The sequence below is a fragment of the Isorropodon fossajaponicum endosymbiont JTNG4 genome (assembly GCF_016592615.1).
Classification (GTDB): Bacteria; Pseudomonadota; Gammaproteobacteria; order PS1; family Pseudothioglobaceae; genus Ruthia.
The window spans coordinates 767,941-784,956 of record NZ_AP013043.1; the positions used below are offsets into that span (position 1 = coordinate 767,941).

Below are 17,016 nucleotides of genomic sequence, written 5' to 3' on the forward strand. Positions count from 1 at the left end.
TCGCATAATTTATATTATGTTAAATAATTGTTTTTTAAACCTGTACTAACCTACTGCGTTTGCCATAGGTGTATCCAACTTCAATAGCAGTTTGTTTGATTAATTTAATTAGGATAGTCAAAGCATGAAATAAACCCCTAATGGAAGACCTAAAGATTAAAAAAGACAACGTTAAAAAAACTCGAAACTGTTGTAATTTAAATTACTAACAGCATAATAAGCCGCATAGGCAACAATCATCTTTCCATAAAGCATTTAAGCCTCTAGTAATATTAATTGGCGTATTGACACCGATATTACGCTCAAAACTTTCAGAATAATTACCGAATTTAAATAAGCGTACCAAAGGTTAAATTGAGTGGTTAAAGCCTTGCGCCGCCGCCCTTCCTTCTATACCAGTAAAAAGCATTTACATAATTTTGAGTAAAATACCCTTGCCTTTTTTGGAAAGTATCAGCCAATTGGTACTGCGCCTCAGCATTGCCTAAAAGAGGCTTGATGTTGAATTTCAATAGCCTCAGCAGTGCTTAAGCTTGATTCTGCCAATAAGTGTTTGTGAATTTGGCTCATTAATCGCCTCTTATTTATTGTTTATTTAATTGAATATACCACCGATTTTTACGCTTGTAAAGTAAAAAATAATTAATAATATTATTATATTAAATCAATGACTTATATAGTATTTATGGTATAAATACCATGACTGGTATTTTTTAACTAATTTAATGGTTAAATACAGGTGGTAAAAATTAACTATAATAGGTAAAAATTACATTGAAATTAAGGTGCAAATAATGGCAAATAAAACCAAGGAATATCTGGCTAAAGTACGTAAGAAGACTGGCTTTTCGGATTATAAAATATCTCAAGAATATGCAATTAATCAATCCAATTTAAGCAAATATAAGTCAGGAAAAGCCGCCCTTTCTGAAACACATGCTTGGCTATTTGCCAATATTTTAGGCATTAATCCTGCAGAAGTTGTTGCTCACACCAAACTTGAACATGCAAAAATTACTGGCAGTAAATCAAAGGCCATATTTTGGCAAGAGCAACTAGAAAAACTTGCAAACAACTCTAAGGTCATCAAAATAAACATTGCACAAATTAACCCCATTGTTGGCGATTTAGATGGCAATGCTCAAAAAATCATCAAGTTAACTAAAGAGGCACACGCTCAAGATTGTGATTTGTTGGTTTTTCCCGAATTATCACTGATTGGCTACCCTCCTGAAGATTTACTACTACGTGAGGGCTTTATTCAACAAGTCCAAGATAAAGTAACCTTAATCAGCCAAACCATCTCTGAAGATATTTCTATTATATTTGGCGCGCCTTCCAAGCAAGGTGGCGTTTTATATAACGGCGCCTATCTTGTTCAAAATTCACAACTGCGGGTTTATCACAAGCAAAACCTTCCGAATTATGGCGTGTTTGATGAAAAGCGTTATTTTGAACCCGGTCATGAGGCTTTTATTTTTGAATGCCAAGGTAGAAGAATTGGCCTAGTCATCTGTGAAGATGCTTGGACACCAAAGGTTATCTCTACCACAGCCAATCAGGGCGCACAAATCATCATCAGTATTAACGCTTCCCCATTCCAAGTTGGTAAACATTCACAACGTATTGAGCAAATTAAACAACGCGTATTAGCAACTAAAACTGATTTTATTTACGTTAATATGGTTGGTGCACAAGATGAATTGGTATTTGATGGCGCATCTTTTGCCATGAATTCAAATGCCGACATCACTTTGCAATTGCCCTTATTTAAAGAAACAGTTCAAAGTGTTAGCTTTACCCCCCCTACCACACTACCTGACACTGACCCTATTGAAAAAATCATTTACAATGCCTTGGTACTCGCCACTAAAGACTATATTGAAAAAAACGCCGTTTTTAATGGCGTGGTTATTGGCTTATCTGGTGGTATCGATTCTGCACTAACCCTTGCCATTGCTGCTGATGCCATCGGTACTGAAAACATTAAAGCCATTATGATGCCCTATGAATACACCTCAAACATGAGTCTTGAAGATGCCAAAATGCAAGCCGCAGCTATGAATATTGATTATCATGAAATCAGCATTCACACTATGGTGAGTAGCTTTAACACGCAACTTAACACACTATTTAACGGCATGGAAGCCGATACCACCGAGGAAAATCTACAGGCTCGTGTACGTGGCACGCTACTAATGGCAATCTCTAATAAATTAGGTAAAATCGTACTCACCACAGGCAACAAATCTGAAATGGCAGTAGGCTACGCCACCTTATATGGCGATATGTCAGGCGGTTTTGCCCCTCTTAAAGACGTTAGTAAAACCTTAGTTTACCAACTAGCAAAATACAGAAACACCCTATCAACCATCATCCCAAGGCGCGTTATCGACAGAGCGCCCTCTGCCGAACTTGCCCCTAACCAAATTGACCAAGACTTCCTACCTCCTTATGACGAACTGGACGCAATTCTGGCACTATTTATCGAACAAAAACATTCCGTTAAATACATCATCAAACAAGGTTTTAACGAACAAACCGTTAAACGCATTACTCAAATGGTACTTAATAACGAATATAAACGCAGACAAAGCGCACCCGGCCCTAAAATTAGCCAAAATGCCTTTGGCAAAGAGCGTCGCTACCCCATGACTTCTAGGTTTCAGCCTTGATACTATTAAAATACAAAAAAATATCAATTAAATTTTTCAATTATCATGTTATCGGGTTTACCAAATTGAAATCGTATATTAAGTTAGTGATTTATTTTAATAAAGCATAAAAGATAAATATGTCCTTATAACAATAGCTAGGTATAAAGATTGTAGGATTAAACATGGCTAAATTATTATCTGAAATAATAGAAAAATCATTTTTTGATAACCACAGACCCAAGTATTCTTTTCTGCCTTCAAGGTTAACTGCAATAGTCTAATTTTATTGGACACAAAGATAGCCTTATAATACAAACCATAAGGAGGTCAGTAATGACACAATATAAATCAAGAAAACAACGAGTGACTTTTACCGTTGAACATTCTGTTCAATACCCCCTTGAGGGGGAAACACTAGATTATGCCAAACTCATGGTGCATGAGAATTACACCAATAAAAAAAATCATGATAATATCAGGAGCTTGCTCCTCAGCAGTTAGCAGATGGAGAAAACAATACCTAGCAGAGCTTGGTGGACAAACACCAGAGTCAGGCAAAGCGCTGACTTCTGAACAACAAACAATACAACTGCTTGAGAAACAACTTTGGCGCGCACAAAGGGACAATGAAATCTTAAAAAAGGCAACAGCCTTGTTCGCTGTGGACAATCACCAAGTGATATGATTATCAAGATAAACAAGGCTTGCCAACAATACAATTCCTGAAGCCATTAGAAAGGCAGTCTATACCACCAATGCCATTGAATCCTTAAACTCAGTGATTCGTAAATCTATCAAGAATAGAAAGATTTTTAATCACGATGATTCTGCTTTTAAAGTTGTCTTTTTGGCCATTGAAGCAGCCAGTAAGAAATGGACGATGCCAATTAGAAATTGGTCACAAGCAGTGAATTAGTTTATAATCCTGCATGAGGATAGATTAAAGGATTATGTCTGATTTTTAACGAGGGCTTTACACAATCTGGTTTACAGGGTCTATTATTTAAAACTTGTATTCTTGAAACTATTCTTACTTTTTTAAAACAAGCAAGGTTTGTTCATTTAGATTGGTTATTAAATAATAAGTCACTAATACCACACTGTGGCTTAAAACCTGGCACAAGTTGTATTAACAATGAGCGTAGTTTATTTTGATCATGGCTAGTGATAGCAAGTTCTATATCATCTAATAACAATCTTAATTCACGCCAAGAAAGCATATTTTCTTGAGCTTTCATAATCATTGAATGGCTGGTATCCAACGCATTATCATCAATTAATAACTCTTCAAAAAGCTTTTCTCCTGGACGAAGACCTGTGATTTTAATTTCAATATCCCCATTTAAGTTGGCTTCATCTTTAAGCTCTAATCCCGTTAAGTGAATCATCTTTAAAGCCAAATCGTAAATTCTAACAGGTTTACCCATATCCAGCACAAACACATCACCACCAGAGCCCATAGCGCCCGCTTGAATAACCAATGCCACTGCTTCAGGTATGGTCATAAAATAACGAACAATTTTTTTATCAGTGACCGTTACTGGTCCACCTGCTTTAATTTGTTTTTTAAACAAAGGAATAACCGACCCGCTAGAATCCAGCACATTGCCAAACCTTACCATACTAAACCTTGTGTCACTCTGACACTTTGATAATGCTTGCAATACCATTTCAGCACAACGTTTAGTAGCGCCCATGGTGTTTGTTGAGCGTACAGCTTTATCAGTGGATATGAGCACAAACGTTTCAACCTTGCTACTAATAGCAGCTTGTGCACAATTGAGCGTACCAAAAATATTGTTCATTACGCCTTCAGTATGATTAAACTCCACCATCGGCACATGTTTATAAGCTGCTGCATGATAAATTGTCTGCACCTTAAATTGCTTACACACTCTTTCCACTCTGTCTTGGTTAACCACCGAGCCTAATATTGGAAATACCTTGGTGCTATCATTCAATTCTTTGTCAATGGTATAAAGTGCCAACTCACTTTGTTCAAATAATATTAACCTAGACGCACCAAGGCTAATAACCTGCCTACACAATTCTGAACCAATTGACCCACCAGCACCTGTTATCATCACAACTTTGTTTTTGATGTTCACTTCAAGCAGGGATTGATTAGGCTTAACAGGCTCTCTACCCAGCAAGTCACCAATACTCACATCACGCAAATCATCGACTTTAACTTGACCTTGCGCAAGTGCAGACACACCTGGCAAAATCCGTACAAGAACTGGATATGGTTCTAATAGATTGATGATTTCATTACGCCTTTGACGTGATGCTGAGGGCAATGCTAATAAAATTTCATTGACGCTATACTTGTGTATCAATAATTCAATATGCTTAGCGCTATGCACTTTTACGCCATTAATATGTTGCTTGTTTAAATCCTTCGCATCATCAATAAAAGCAACAGGCTTATACTCTTTTGATTGTAATAATGCCTCAGATAACTGCCTGCCAGCCGCTCCTGCACCATAAATAATAACATTTTTCTTGCTGTTTTTAAGAAAAATACCTGCATCGGATAGCACCCACCTAGCCAACATTCTCAAGCCACCAATTGCCATAATTGCCAGTAATCCATTGATAAATATAACTGACCTTGGAATACCCTCTACAGCAGACATAAAACCGACTATGCCCCATATAAGTGCATATAGAGATACAGCCTTAACCACTGACCATAATGCTCGCAACCCTAAAAACCGAACAATACCATGATAAAGCCCAAATTGAATAAAAATTGGAATAGCAATCACTGGCGCACCAATAATCACCAAAAAAAGATCGCTTTGTGGCCAATACCAATATCCAAGTCTAAGAGAAAAAGAAACTAGCAATATACTAACCAGCACAACTGAGTCAATCAATAACACAATTAATTGCTTAATAATTCTAGGTAGTGTTGTTAATTTTTCAAATAGTTTCATTATTCTAAGCACCTCTAATGAGACACACCTTCTCGTTTAATAACTTTTAAAAAAGTCATCCACAATATTCTTATATCAAACCAAAATGACTGATAAGTTGCATATTCTACATCTAAACTAACTTTATCAATAATTGACAACTCATCTCGCCCATTAACTTGCGCCCAACCCGTCACACCTGGTAATAATTTATTCACGCCTTTTTCAGTACGCAAGTCAATTAAATCCTCTTGGTTAAACAGTGCAGGCCGCGGTCCTACAAAGCTCATATCGCCCTTTAAGATTGAATATAATTGTGGCAATTCATCCAAACTTGTACGTCGCAAAAATCCACCTATTGGGGTTAAATATTCGCCTGGATTTTGCAATAAATGTGTTGCTATAGCAGGGGTATTTATTCTCATTGTGCGAAACTTTGGCATATTAAAAATAACATTATTTTTTCCGACTCTATCTGACCAATAAAGTGCGTCACCTTTTGAGGTTAATTTAACTAAAATAGCCACTACAATAATCGGCAACAACGAAGCACAAATTATAACCAATAACAAATCAAACCCTCTTTTCATTTGCTATCCCCTTAAGTGCTTCATCCGTAGTAACAACAGGTTGCCAACCTAATAAATCCCTTGCCTTAGAACTGTCTACTTGAAGTGATGAAAATAGGCGAATTGCATCTGATTTTTTACCCAATAAATTAGCCATAAAAACCATAAACCCTACAGGAATTGGCAATAAATATGGTTCCCTACCAAAGGCTTTTGCAATTTTTCTAAGTAATTGCGTGGTAGATAAATCCCGCCCATCAGAAATTAAAAAAACTTCATTTGGAGCTTTTTTATGACTCATACAAGTAATCATAAAATCCACCAAATTATCAAGTGCTATTAAAGAGCGAGTGTTTTTAACCAGCCCCAATGGCAAGGGCATTAAAAATTTTGAACTTGCCCAATTAATTAATCTGCCAAAATTACCAGGTGCATTAATACCATAAACTAATGGCGGACGAATGATAACCACCTCTAAACCCGTCTTCTTTGACAATTCAAACAATCCCACCTCAGCTTCATACTTACTAATGGCATAAGGCTCTTGCGGATTAGGCTTGTCATTTTCTGTAAATGCAACATGACCACTATTGCCGTTAACCCCAATAGAGCTAATAAAAATTAGTCTTTTGACTTTACTAATAGCTGCTTGCGTTGCTAAATTTAAAGTCAAATTTGTATTTATCTGTTGAAATTCATCAAGTACTGATGCCTTCTTTGAATCAAGCACATGTGCTTTACCTGCCAGATGAATCACAACATCAATACCATCTAAACTATGCGAAAAATCTATCTCATTAGAAAAATCCCCAACTATAAATTGCTTAACCTTATCAGAGAAAATACTTGTTTTTCTACGAACAGCAACAGATAAATCAAACCCTCTATTAAGCAACTCTTGAGACAACGCACGACCTACAAAACCTGTCGCACCTGTGAGCAATATGTTCATTATTTTTTCAACAATCCAACTATCTTTTGTGGGTATTTAGATAATATTTTAAAAATATTGGTTTTAATGCCGTTTTCTTTACAAACTCTTAGGGTTTCAATATTATTTATCCAAATACTACTTAAAGAAGTACTCACACCGCCTGTTCGCATTTTAACAATTACTTCTGGCAAATAATGATAGCTAATTTTATGTGTATATAAAAATCGTACTAAAATATCAAAGTCAGCAGCAATTTTTAAATCTGTTCTAAACATGCCATATTTTTGATAAACCTCTTTTCTTGCAAAAAATGTAGGATGGGCTGGCATCCAGCCATAAGCAAACTTATCAGGACTAAAATAACGACTATTATATCGTCTAATTACTTTTTCTAAATTATTAGGCTTAACGTACACCAAATCTGCAAACACACAATCCACTTTCTTTTCAAATGCTTTGATAATTTTTTGGATGACAAATTTATTAATATAAAAATCATCGGAATTTAAAATTCCAATAATATCACCAGTTGCTAACGCAATTCCCTTATTCATAGCATCATAAATACCTTTATCTGGCTCAGATACAAATTTTGCAATTTTATCTTGACATTGTTTGATAATTTCAATTGTTCCATCTGTAGAACCACCATCAATAATAATATACTCAATATTTGGATAATTTTGGCTCAAAACCGAATCAATAGCATCTCTTATAGTGGTTTTATTGTTCCAGACTACTGTTATGATTGATAGTTTCATAAACAACTTAGCCACAATTTGAACATGTTAAATAGTTTATCACTGCCATCAACTTCATTTTTGACAAACAAACATTCACCAGAACTGAATGGTAAGAAATATCTACTAAAATCTTGGTTTATTAGTGCATTCCAATGGGTAGTAACACTAAGTATTGCTAAAATTAATTTTGATATATTGAAGTGGTTTTCTTTTATATTTGTCATTTAAATATTTTTAGGGTCTTAACTAGTTAAGACCCTATTTTTATAATAACCACCCTTCTAATATATTTACTCAACAACCACAAATAAAAACCATAGTATTCAAATAAATTAATTTGTTTTCTTTTCTTTGCCCCCTTTAAGGCAAGGTTTTCGCCTTGATGCATTTTAAATAAATCATTTGACAGTCCAGAAACACCATAACTTCTTTTTCCGTTGCCTGTATAAACTAAGTCTTCATTTAAAATATAAAGCGGTGTTATATTGATAAGTCTCAGCCATAAATCAATATCTTCTCCATGTTTCAAATTTTCATTATATAAACCAACCTCTATTAGTATCTTTTTATCGACAATAGCCGTTGGTGTCGCTGGATACCATTTCCAAATAATGTTTTTTGCATTTAATGAATAAAATATTGTTTTGACCTTGTTGAAAAATGGATAAACCTCTCCGTTTCTATTCGTACCTAAAAATTTAATTTCTTTATATTTTTTTAATAATGACATTTGTTTTTCAAGCTTTTCCACTAGCCAAACATCATCAGAATCAAGCAAGGCTATCCAATTTCCGACCGCCTTCTTAATCCCCTTATTCCTCGCTTTAGAAACACCTGAATTTTCCTGATTAATTAATCTAAATTGGATACTTGAGTGCTGATTATTTTTTATATATTGCTCAACTATTTTTCTAGAATCATCACTTGAACCGTCGTTAATAATCAGCACTTCAATATTTTTTTGATAAGTTTGATTTAACACTGAATCTAGAGTATTTTTAATCGTTTTCTGGGAGTTATACATAGGAATAACAACACTCACTTTTATATTTTTCATTGTTTTATTTTTTTGATTCTATCAATTATTTGTTTTGGTAAAAATAGTTTTATTATTTTTTTAATGAATTGTTCTACATAAAGGTACAAATAATATAAATTATATTTGAGGTTGAATTTATGATTATTAATAATTCTATGATTCTGTCTTATTGCGGTAAGTCTGTTTATATCTGATACCCCGTCCAGTGATATTATTGCAATGATATTTTGAATATAGGTTGTTTTATCATTTTGTTTAAATACATTATAAAAAAAATTAAAATCTCCTGCTATTGAATACTTCAAAATAAATTTATTTTCTTTATGGTATTTACTTTCAATAAAAGTGCTTTGGTGTGAGCAAACCATGCCCTGCCATAATTTATTAAAATTTTTAGCCTTCTTTACTTTTAAAAAATTACCATAATCAATTATTACATCACCATATATTATTTTTGTGGTATATTGCTTAGTGTTAAATATTTTCTCTATGGTTGTATTAGAGTAAAATTTATCTTCAGCATTCATGAAATTAATCCAATTTCCAGTTGCCGCATCAACGCCCTTATTCATAGCATCATAAATTCCTTTATCCGACTCACTCACCCAATAAGCGATTTTATCTTCATATTTCTTGATAATATCTATTGTTCCATCCGTTGAGCCACCATCAATAATGATGTATTCAATATTGTCATAAGTTTGGTTGATGACGCTTTTAATGGTTTCTTCTAAAAATTTAACGCCATTAAAAACCACGGTAACAACGGTTATTAGCAGTTTATTTAGAGAAGGTTTTTTAGTTTTTAAATCGCTTTTCATTTGTAAATCACCAAGTATCAGTACATATCATCAATATCTAATTGTACAGACAAGCTTGATTAGGGCTGATTTTTAAAAATTTTAATTACTCATATCTTTTTGCCAACTCTGTTGATATGCGCCAATAAATCCTTATTGGTAATTTTTTCTAAATTAATAATATCAAAGAAATAAGGTAAATTACCTTCTTCGTTAAGTTGATAGGCGAGCTTTCTTTCATTACTAATAATTGCAATATCTATATCACTTCCTTTTTTGTAATTACCTTTGGTTCGCGAACCAAAAAATAATAGATTTTTCAATCTTATTATTTTCTAATACTGACTTTATAAATTGTATTTCTTTATTATTTAAACCGAACATATATTATCTTTAAACTCTACATGTAACAACAGCAATAAAGCGTAATAATCATCTTGTATTTTTTGAAATACTTCATTAGCCATTGCCTCATCATAAGTATGAATAGTCAAATTTCTATCATTTAAAAGATTTTTCAAAGTTTTCAAATCGTTGCAAATATCGTGTGTCATTTTTCATAATCCCCCGCTTGATAAGAAAGTATTTTAAATCATTTTTCATTTTGAGTAGCTTACAAATCGCCAAGTGTCAGTACAGTACACATATCATCAATATCTAATTTTCAGACCAGTCCAATACATTTCTAGCAAACTCTACATCAGCATAACAAGTAGCAATATCACCTTCTCTCCTATCTACTATTTCAAAGTCAATTTTTTTGCCACTTGCTTGTTCAAAAGCCCTGACCATCTCAAGCACGCTACGACCTTTTCCTGTGCCTAAATTTACGGTCAGAACCTTGCCTTTTATTTGCTCAAAAAGATAATTCAATGATTTGATATGTCCTTTAGCCAAATCAACCACATGAATATAATCTCTAACGCCTGTACCATCAGGTGTGTTGTAATTACCACCAAAAACCTTTAATTGTGCCAATTTCCCTATTGCCACTTGAGCAATATAGGGCATTAAATTATTCGGAATACCATTAGGATTTTCACCAATTTCCCCTGATTTATGTGCACCAACTGGATTAAAATATCGCAAAATACCAATTTTCCATTGGTTGTCTGTTTTGTAAATATCTTTGAGAATGTTTTCAACCATTAATTTTGAACCACCATATGGATTGGTAACATCACCAATGGGTGAATCTTCTGCAATAGGTAGTTTTTCTGGATTGCCATACACAGTTATAGCAGAAGAGCTAAAGATAAGCGTTTTACAGCCAGCAAGTCAAGAGATTAAGCGGGTGTTTAAATATTCCAAGACTTCGCCAGCATTGCCTTTAAATACAATTCTTTTGTGTGTTTTCTTAATTTGATAGTCATACATTGGATCATAATAATCGATAAGCAAACTTTCAATCACAGGATAAAAACCATCAAATTGGTGCTTTGTTTGATACTGACTAAGTGCACTAATAATCATTTTATGCATAACCTTATAACGCTCTAAACCTAATCTTTTTTGAATTTTTTGTAAACTGCCCAGCCAATAATTGGTAAAGTTATTAAAGCCATTAATCACATCCTGATCAATAAAATCTTGATGCATATTAATCACGTACGCATCCATACTAACAATGATGCGCTCTTGCGTGCTAGCTTGAAGTAAAACCAAATCAGCTTGGGCGGTTTTATCTTTAATACAAGTTGGAATATTTACTGTACCTACATTTGAGCTTTCATCTTCAAAAATTAAATGGGTGTAATGTTGCTTTTTAATCAATTCAATCGCCAATTCATTTTCAAAATTAACTTGGCTAGGTTGGCTTGTTGTGGTATTGCCAAAAGCTGAACCTCGATGATTGGCTAAGCCTTCTAAATCAATTTTTGCCTTAATTTTATTTAAAAATAGCGTCTTACCACAACCCGTTTGTCCACCAATAACTATGGGTGTTGTTGTATTCATAATACGACTACTTTCATCAATCAAAAATCGACGCAAAGCCTTAAAACCCCCTTTAATACGTGGATATTCAATACCAGAAGCTTTAAAAATCCATCTTTGTGTAATTTGTGAACGCAAGCCACTACGAAAACAATAAAGCGCACCATCTGGATTGCTTTTAATAAACTCAAGCCACGTTTTTATTCTGGTTTTTTTAACTTCACCTTGTATTAACTCATGCCCAAGTTTAATAGCCTCTTCTTGTCCTTTATTTTTATGACAAGTACCTACTAATTTTCGCTGCTCATTGCTCATCAAAGGCAAATTTTGTGTGTGTGGGAATGCACCTTGTATAAATTCAACTGGCGCGCGTGTGTCTATTAATGGCGTGTCATTAATAAAAAGTTGGGTAAAGTCTTCTATTTGAGCAAGGCTGCTCATGTCATTTGAATAATCGGTTGATCAGGGTTTGATTTAACAATTTCACCAATTGCTTCCAAGTTAAGATCAGCAGAACGCATAACCTTGTCAAATTGTGCTTGTGCACTATTAGAAACCATAATCAATAAACCACCACTAGTTTGTGGATCACAAATAATTGATCGCATCTCACCATTCATTTGGCTTAAATGATGCCCATAACTTTCAAAGTTACGCTGCGCTCCACCTGGAGAGCAGCCCTTAGCTAGATAGTCTTTAATATTAGGCAGAATGGGTACTTTGCTATAATCAATTTTTGCTGCCACGTTAGAACCTATGCACACTTCAGATAAATGACCACCCAAGCCAAAACCAGTCACATCAGTCATTGCATTGACGCTATCAATTTTTGCAAAATCAGCACCAATATCATTTAACTGACACATGGTTTTAATTGCCTGAATTTCATCTTTCGGTGTAATTTTTTTCTGTTTTTGTGCTGTGGTTAAAATACCGATACCCAAAGGCTTGGTTAAATAAATTTTATCACCTATTCTGGCAGTTGAATTTTCTTTTAAATGCTCGGTCTTCACTCGTCCTGTTACGCACAAACCAAAAATAGGCTCAGGAGAGTCAATACTATGCCCGCCTGCCAATACCATACCAGCAGCATGGCATACGCTTCTACCACCATCAATAACTTGTCGTCCTACCTCTACAGGGAGCTTGTCTAGTGGCCAGCCAAAAACAGCAATAGCCATAATTGGTGTGCCGCCCATTGCATAAATATCACTAATAGCATTAGTAGCAGCGATACGCCCGAAAGTAAAAGCATCATCTACAATTGGCATAAAGAAATCTGTTGTACTAATGATTGCCTCGCCATTACCAAGATCATACACAGCAGCGTCATCATTTGTATCATTACCTACTAAAAGATTGGCATCTTTATACTCACCAAATGAGGATATTAAAATAGCCTCTAATATTTTGGGCGAAATTTTACAACCACAACCTTGTCTATGGCTATATTCAGTAAGTTTAATTGTTTGACTGGATAAGTTCACACCTGAATAATTATACCCTGATTAGGTAAAAATTAGGGTGCAACGCCAAAACAGGTGTATTCTTTGCAAATTAATAGTGCTAGTATTGACGCGTTATACTTGCGTTCATTCTAGTCCAAAGAATGAATTTTAATATTCTTGGTTTAATTTAACAAAGTGTATACAATTTAGCGACTTATTAAGCAGGGGCTATATAGGCAAATAACCTTATGATTTATATGACCAAGCTGTACTTTTTTTCTAATTCTTTATATAATTGTTCTGGTGTTAAATCAGGATGCTCTTCCATGATACGAAAGGCAATAACGTTATCTTCCACCATGCCCCAATTCTTAATATAAGTACCTTCTTTATAGCCATGTTTTTGTCTAAAGGTATTGAGTTGATTTTTAACAAGATAGCGTTTGTAAAGCTCTGGCACATCCATACTCATTGTTGCTAGTGCTTTAAAGAAAAGCGCTGTGATTTCATATAAAGCATTTTGAGATTTATCTACATTAGCGCCACTTGCTGAAGCCACCAGTTTTTCTAAAATCTCTATCACAAGTTCTGGATTTGCCTGCCTTTCTGGCTTTGTATTTTCATAACCCTGAGCAAATTGAGTATCGCCAAAATGAATGGCCTCAGACATAATAAAATGCCAAATATCCACCAACTCAACTTTAGCGTTATCCAAATCATGTGCTGCTTCAATATCTTTCCAATGTTTCCAGTTAAACGAATCAATCGCCTCGGTGGCCTCCATATAAATACAACGCAACCAAGAAATATAACGCCCATCTTTGGTGATGCCACTACTCCACTCAGGGCCATTGGTGTTGTCATTTAATTGCTGTTGCAATTCAAACATTTGCTTAATTTGACTCAAAAATAAACCCTTATAATAATATGAAAAAATATCAAGAATTATAATGCAACACTTGGCAAGTAAAAAATTAATTAATTGTGATTTGGGCGAGTGCTTAACACCCAATCCTGATACACACATTATGCCACTTATTGATATGGCAAATATTGCCTGTGGTGGGCATGCAGGTGATGATAAAAGCATGGTTCAAGCCATTCAACTTGGCGGCCTACGCAAAATAACGCTGCAATTGGTGCACTATACCATGATATGACGCACAAGGAATCTTTGCTAAATACTATGTGTGATGTTATTAAGGCAATTAATCAGAGCTTAAGTCTTGCTTGTACAAGTGGGTAACGAGGCTCATTTTAAGTACATTGAAACAAACACAAAAATTCAATTATTGCATGAGGTGTTTGCTGATCGTGGTTATCATGGTATACATACCATTCCCAGAGGGAAGAAAGGGGCTATTTTGGATAATGTGCATACCATCGTCAAATAATATCAAGATTTTTTAAATAAAAAATCTTTCAAAATAGACACAATTTGCTTCCATAGAGGCTTTAAAAATACTAAAAAATGCATAAAATTATTCTGGCAGGTGAGCATTCCTTATTGATTTATTTTGGTCATAAAATCGATTCTAACTTGCCTAAAAATATTGCAAGTAGCCACGAATTCTATCTTTAATTAACATCTTTAAAAAAAATTGATGAGTTGCGATCTTGATTAAATAAAGCTTGGCGTTTTTGGGGTAAGTCAGCAATTTTCATTTGGATAAAGCCATTTTTAATAAACCAATCTGTGCCGTATTTAGTCAATGCAAAAACCTTGGAAAATTTTTCAGCTTTTGCTTTTTTCATAATCTTGTCAAGTAGTTTTAATGAAAGCCCTATTTTTTGCGCTTTTTTAGACACTGCCAATGAATAAATCTCTCCCACACCCTCTTTACAGTCTTTAAGGCCTGCACAAGCAAGTAATTGATTATTATCTATCAAACAAACAAAATCCCCAAGATTTTCATTGATTTGTGCCTTGGTTCTAGGCAATATTTTACCCTCCTTAACAAAGGGCTTAACTAGGGTAAAAATTTGTTCGGCTTTAATCAAGCTGACGGCTCAAATGTTTAATGAAACGCCTATTTTAGTCTAAAATTTAATCTTTTTATCATGCGAAGAAAAATTATGTGCAACCCAAGAAAATATTCCTCACAAGTTGTTGACGGGTTTGAGCGCGCACCAAGTCGTGCCATGCTTTATCCGGTTGGTTTTACAAAAGAGGACTTTAACAAGCCTCAAGTCGGTATAGCAAGCACTTGGTCAATGGTAACGCCGTGTAATATGCACATTAATAAATTGGCTGACGAGGCATCAAAAGGAGTCAATGCCACAGGTGGCAAAGCCATTATTTTTAACACTATCACTATTTCAGATGGCATTTCTATGGGCTCTGAAGGTATGAAGTACTCTTTAGTCTCACGTGAAGTTATTGCTGATTCAATTGAAACTGTTGTTGGTTGCCAAGGTTTTGACGGTGTGGTTGCGATTGGTGGTTGTGATAAAAATATGCCTGGTTGCGTTATTGGCTTGGCACGTCTTAACCGCCCTAGTATTTTTGTTTATGGCGGCACCATTCAGCCGGGTAAAAATCATACAGATGTGGTGAGTGTTTTTGAAGCAGTTGGCCAATTTTCCAATCGTACAATTAATGCGATTGAACTAGAAAATATTGAAAAAACAGCCATTCCTGGTCCCGGCTCTTGTGGCGGTATGTACACGGCTAACACTATGGCATCAGCAATTGAGGCATTGGGCATGAGTTTACCAAATTCTAGCGCGCAAGATGCTATTTCAGATGATAAAAATAACGACTGCGTTCAAGCTGGACAAGCCGTTCTTAATTTATTAAATAAAGACATTAAACCTCGTGACATCATGACCATGAAAGCATTTGAGAATGCCATTACCATGATTATTGCACTGGGTGGCTCAACTAATGCTGTCTTGCATTTAATTGCTATGGCAAGTGCTGCTGAGGTTAATCTTAAAATTGATGACTTTACTCGTATTGGCAAAAAAGTGCCCGTTATTGCCGACCTTAAACCATCGGGTAAATACATGATGAGTGAATTGGTTGAAATTGGCGGTACATTGCCACTAATGAAAATGCTACTTGATGCAGGACTATTGCACGGAGAGTGCCTAACAGTAACAGGTAAAACTTTAGCTGAAAATTTAGAAAATGTTCAACCATACGCCGATTCCCAAGAAATCATTAGAGCACTAGACAACCCAATAAAAAAAGATTCACACCTTAGAATTTTACGTGGCAATCTTGCAACCGATGGTGCTGTGGCAAAAATCACTGGCAAAGAAGGCTTAAGTTTCAAAGGTAGTGCAAAATGCTTTTCTCGCGAAGAGGATGCACTTGAAGCCATTCTAAATGACCAAATAACAGCAGGTGACGTTATCGTTATTCGTTATGAAGGCCCTGTCGGTGGTCCTGGTATGCGCGAAATGCTTGCCCCTACTTCTGCAGTTATGGGCAAAGGCTTAGGTGGCAAAGTTGCCCTTATTACCGATGGTCGCTTCTCTGGCGGTACACATGGATTTGTAGTCGGTCACATCACCCCTGAAGCCTTTAAAGGTGGTGTACTGGCTGTGGTTGAAGATGGTGATGAAATCTTAATCGATGCAAAAAACAACATTTTAGAACTGTTAGTTGAGCAGGCAATTATCGATAAACGCCTATCTAACTGGAAACAACCCAAGCCAAACTACACCAAAGGGGTATTGGCTAAGTTTGCAAAGCTGGCTAAATCTGCCTCTGAAGGCGCAGTGACTGATTAAGTCGCTTAACTATTCAGTTAGGTTAGGCCGCCGCATTGATGAAAATTGGATAATCATCAATTTATACCCACTTGGGCTTTAATGGGCTTGATGAAACTAGGCTCTAAATTACCGCTTAAAACCCAGTTAATGACGGGTAAAACAATCGGCAATATACTATATCCACTATTAAGTGGATTTAGAAAAATTGCTTTTGTGAATATCTCTAAATGCTTTCCTATCTAAAGGC

17 protein-coding genes and 4 pseudogenes are annotated in these 17,016 nt (G+C 35.2%); 6 read left to right on the top strand and 15 right to left on the bottom strand.

Going from position 1 to position 17,016, the window contains the following annotated elements:
* Positions 1–34: 34 nt before the first annotated feature.
* Together CVFO_RS09120 and CVFO_RS09495 are read right to left on the bottom strand one after the other, a co-directional pair.
* The gene (locus CVFO_RS09120; protein ID WP_281064385.1) at positions 35–169 is read right to left on the bottom strand and encodes a hypothetical protein; all 135 of its coding nucleotides are present in this window, start codon (positions 167–169) and stop codon (positions 35–37) included.
* Positions 170–205: 36 nt separating this feature from the next.
* A pseudogene (locus CVFO_RS09495) lies at positions 206–325 on the bottom strand (amino acid ABC transporter substrate-binding protein); the annotation flags it as partial.
* Positions 326–794: 469 nt separating this feature from the next.
* On the opposite strand from CVFO_RS09495, the gene CVFO_RS04580 reads away from it, so the two are divergent.
* The 3 genes and pseudogenes from CVFO_RS04580 to CVFO_RS04595 form a co-directional block, all read left to right on the top strand.
* Entirely contained in the window at positions 795–2,675 is a 1,881-nt protein-coding gene (locus tag CVFO_RS04580) for an NAD+ synthase (RefSeq protein ID WP_201338904.1), read from the top strand.
* Positions 2,676–3,089: 414 nt separating this feature from the next.
* Positions 3,090–3,309: pseudogene (locus CVFO_RS04590) on the top strand (IS3-like element ISSde8 family transposase); the annotation flags it as partial.
* A gap of 69 nt (positions 3,310–3,378) precedes the next feature.
* Positions 3,379–3,573: pseudogene (locus CVFO_RS04595) on the top strand (transposase); the annotation flags it as partial.
* A 142-nt stretch (positions 3,574–3,715) separates the two neighbouring features.
* Here the strand turns inward: CVFO_RS04595 and CVFO_RS04600 are convergent.
* The 12 genes and pseudogenes from CVFO_RS04600 to CVFO_RS04655 all read right to left on the bottom strand — a co-directional run bounded on the left by CVFO_RS04600 (position 3,716) and on the right by CVFO_RS04655 (position 13,953).
* Positions 3,716–5,599: a polysaccharide biosynthesis protein gene (locus CVFO_RS04600; protein ID WP_201338906.1), complete on the bottom strand. Its 1,884-nt coding sequence runs from the start codon at positions 5,597–5,599 to the stop codon at positions 3,716–3,718.
* Positions 5,600–5,613: 14 nt separating this feature from the next.
* Positions 5,614–6,168, bottom strand: coding sequence for a sugar transferase (locus tag CVFO_RS04605; RefSeq protein ID WP_201338907.1), 555 nt, complete (start codon positions 6,166–6,168; stop codon positions 5,614–5,616).
* Positions 6,152–7,099, bottom strand: a complete 948-nt coding sequence (locus tag CVFO_RS04610; RefSeq protein ID WP_201338908.1) for an NAD-dependent epimerase/dehydratase family protein — start codon at positions 7,097–7,099, stop codon at positions 6,152–6,154. Before CVFO_RS04610 ends, CVFO_RS04605 begins: the two co-directional genes overlap by 17 nt.
* Positions 7,099–7,842, bottom strand: a complete 744-nt coding sequence (locus tag CVFO_RS04615; protein WP_201338909.1) for a glycosyltransferase family 2 protein — start codon at positions 7,840–7,842, stop codon at positions 7,099–7,101. Before CVFO_RS04615 ends, CVFO_RS04610 begins: the two co-directional genes overlap by 1 nt.
* Positions 7,843–8,074: 232 nt before the next feature.
* The gene (locus CVFO_RS04620; protein ID WP_201338910.1) at positions 8,075–8,881 is read right to left on the bottom strand and encodes a glycosyltransferase family 2 protein; all 807 of its coding nucleotides are present in this window, start codon (positions 8,879–8,881) and stop codon (positions 8,075–8,077) included.
* Positions 8,878–9,684, bottom strand: a complete 807-nt coding sequence (locus tag CVFO_RS04625) for a glycosyltransferase family 2 protein (protein WP_201338911.1) — start codon at positions 9,682–9,684, stop codon at positions 8,878–8,880. The genes CVFO_RS04620 and CVFO_RS04625 overlap by 4 nt, the downstream gene beginning before the upstream one ends.
* Before the next feature lie 89 nt (positions 9,685–9,773).
* Positions 9,774–9,986 (bottom strand): nucleotidyltransferase domain-containing protein, encoded by a 213-nt coding sequence (locus tag CVFO_RS04630; protein WP_225879210.1) that lies wholly within the window; start codon positions 9,984–9,986, stop codon positions 9,774–9,776.
* Between the two features lie 48 nt (positions 9,987–10,034).
* Positions 10,035–10,217, bottom strand: a complete 183-nt coding sequence (locus CVFO_RS04635; RefSeq protein ID WP_201338912.1) for a nucleotidyltransferase substrate binding protein — start codon at positions 10,215–10,217, stop codon at positions 10,035–10,037.
* A gap of 103 nt (positions 10,218–10,320) precedes the next feature.
* Positions 10,321–10,938, bottom strand: a pseudogene (locus CVFO_RS04640) (NAD-dependent epimerase/dehydratase family protein); the annotation flags it as partial.
* A 3-nt stretch (positions 10,939–10,941) separates the two neighbouring features.
* Positions 10,942–12,039: a tRNA 2-selenouridine(34) synthase MnmH gene (mnmH, locus tag CVFO_RS04645; protein ID WP_201338913.1), complete on the bottom strand. Its 1,098-nt coding sequence runs from the start codon at positions 12,037–12,039 to the stop codon at positions 10,942–10,944.
* Complete coding sequence (gene selD / locus CVFO_RS04650) at positions 12,036–13,085, bottom strand: selenide, water dikinase SelD (protein WP_201338914.1); 1,050 nt, start codon at positions 13,083–13,085, stop codon at positions 12,036–12,038. Before selD ends, mnmH begins: the two co-directional genes overlap by 4 nt.
* Before the next feature lie 214 nt (positions 13,086–13,299).
* On the bottom strand, positions 13,300–13,953 hold the full coding sequence (locus CVFO_RS04655) for a dUTP diphosphatase (protein WP_201338915.1): 654 nt from the start codon (positions 13,951–13,953) through the stop codon (positions 13,300–13,302).
* Between the two features lie 52 nt (positions 13,954–14,005).
* On the opposite strand from CVFO_RS04655, the gene CVFO_RS04660 reads away from it, so the two are divergent.
* Complete coding sequence (locus CVFO_RS04660; protein WP_225879211.1) at positions 14,006–14,206, top strand: LamB/YcsF family protein; 201 nt, start codon at positions 14,006–14,008, stop codon at positions 14,204–14,206.
* 418 nt (positions 14,207–14,624) lie between these two features.
* Here the strand turns inward: CVFO_RS04660 and CVFO_RS04665 are convergent, their stop codons facing one another.
* Entirely contained in the window at positions 14,625–15,047 is a 423-nt protein-coding gene (locus tag CVFO_RS04665; RefSeq protein WP_201338917.1) for a GNAT family N-acetyltransferase, read from the bottom strand.
* Positions 15,048–15,122: 75 nt separating this feature from the next.
* On the opposite strand from CVFO_RS04665, the gene ilvD reads away from it, so the two are divergent.
* Both ilvD and CVFO_RS04675 read left to right on the top strand, forming a co-directional pair.
* Complete coding sequence (gene ilvD / locus CVFO_RS04670) at positions 15,123–16,787, top strand: dihydroxy-acid dehydratase (protein ID WP_201340408.1); 1,665 nt, start codon at positions 15,123–15,125, stop codon at positions 16,785–16,787.
* Between the two features lie 45 nt (positions 16,788–16,832).
* Complete coding sequence (locus tag CVFO_RS04675; protein WP_201338918.1) at positions 16,833–17,012, top strand: hypothetical protein; 180 nt, start codon at positions 16,833–16,835, stop codon at positions 17,010–17,012.
* Positions 17,013–17,016: the final 4 nt, after the last annotated feature.

Excerpts from the sequence above, each read along its gene's own strand:
- CVFO_RS04635 (WP_201338912.1), bottom strand. The coding sequence starts at position 10,217 with ATGACACACGATATTTGCAACGATTTGAAAACTTTGAAAAATCTTTTA.
- CVFO_RS04610 (WP_201338908.1), bottom strand. The coding sequence starts at position 7,099 with ATGAACATATTGCTCACAGGTGCGACAGGTTTTGTAGGTCGTGCGTTG.
- mnmH (WP_201338913.1), bottom strand. The coding sequence starts at position 12,039 with ATGAGCAGCCTTGCTCAAATAGAAGACTTTACCCAACTTTTTATTAAT.
- ilvD (WP_201340408.1), top strand. The coding sequence starts at position 15,123 with ATGTGCAACCCAAGAAAATATTCCTCACAAGTTGTTGACGGGTTTGAG.
- CVFO_RS04580 (WP_201338904.1), top strand. The coding sequence starts at position 795 with ATGGCAAATAAAACCAAGGAATATCTGGCTAAAGTACGTAAGAAGACT.
- CVFO_RS04620 (WP_201338910.1), bottom strand. The coding sequence starts at position 8,881 with ATGAAAAATATAAAAGTGAGTGTTGTTATTCCTATGTATAACTCCCAG.
- CVFO_RS04605 (WP_201338907.1), bottom strand. The coding sequence starts at position 6,168 with ATGAAAAGAGGGTTTGATTTGTTATTGGTTATAATTTGTGCTTCGTTG.
- CVFO_RS04625 (WP_201338911.1), bottom strand. The coding sequence starts at position 9,684 with ATGAAAAGCGATTTAAAAACTAAAAAACCTTCTCTAAATAAACTGCTA.
- CVFO_RS04615 (WP_201338909.1), bottom strand. The coding sequence starts at position 7,842 with ATGAAACTATCAATCATAACAGTAGTCTGGAACAATAAAACCACTATA.
- CVFO_RS04600 (WP_201338906.1), bottom strand. The coding sequence starts at position 5,599 with ATGAAACTATTTGAAAAATTAACAACACTACCTAGAATTATTAAGCAA.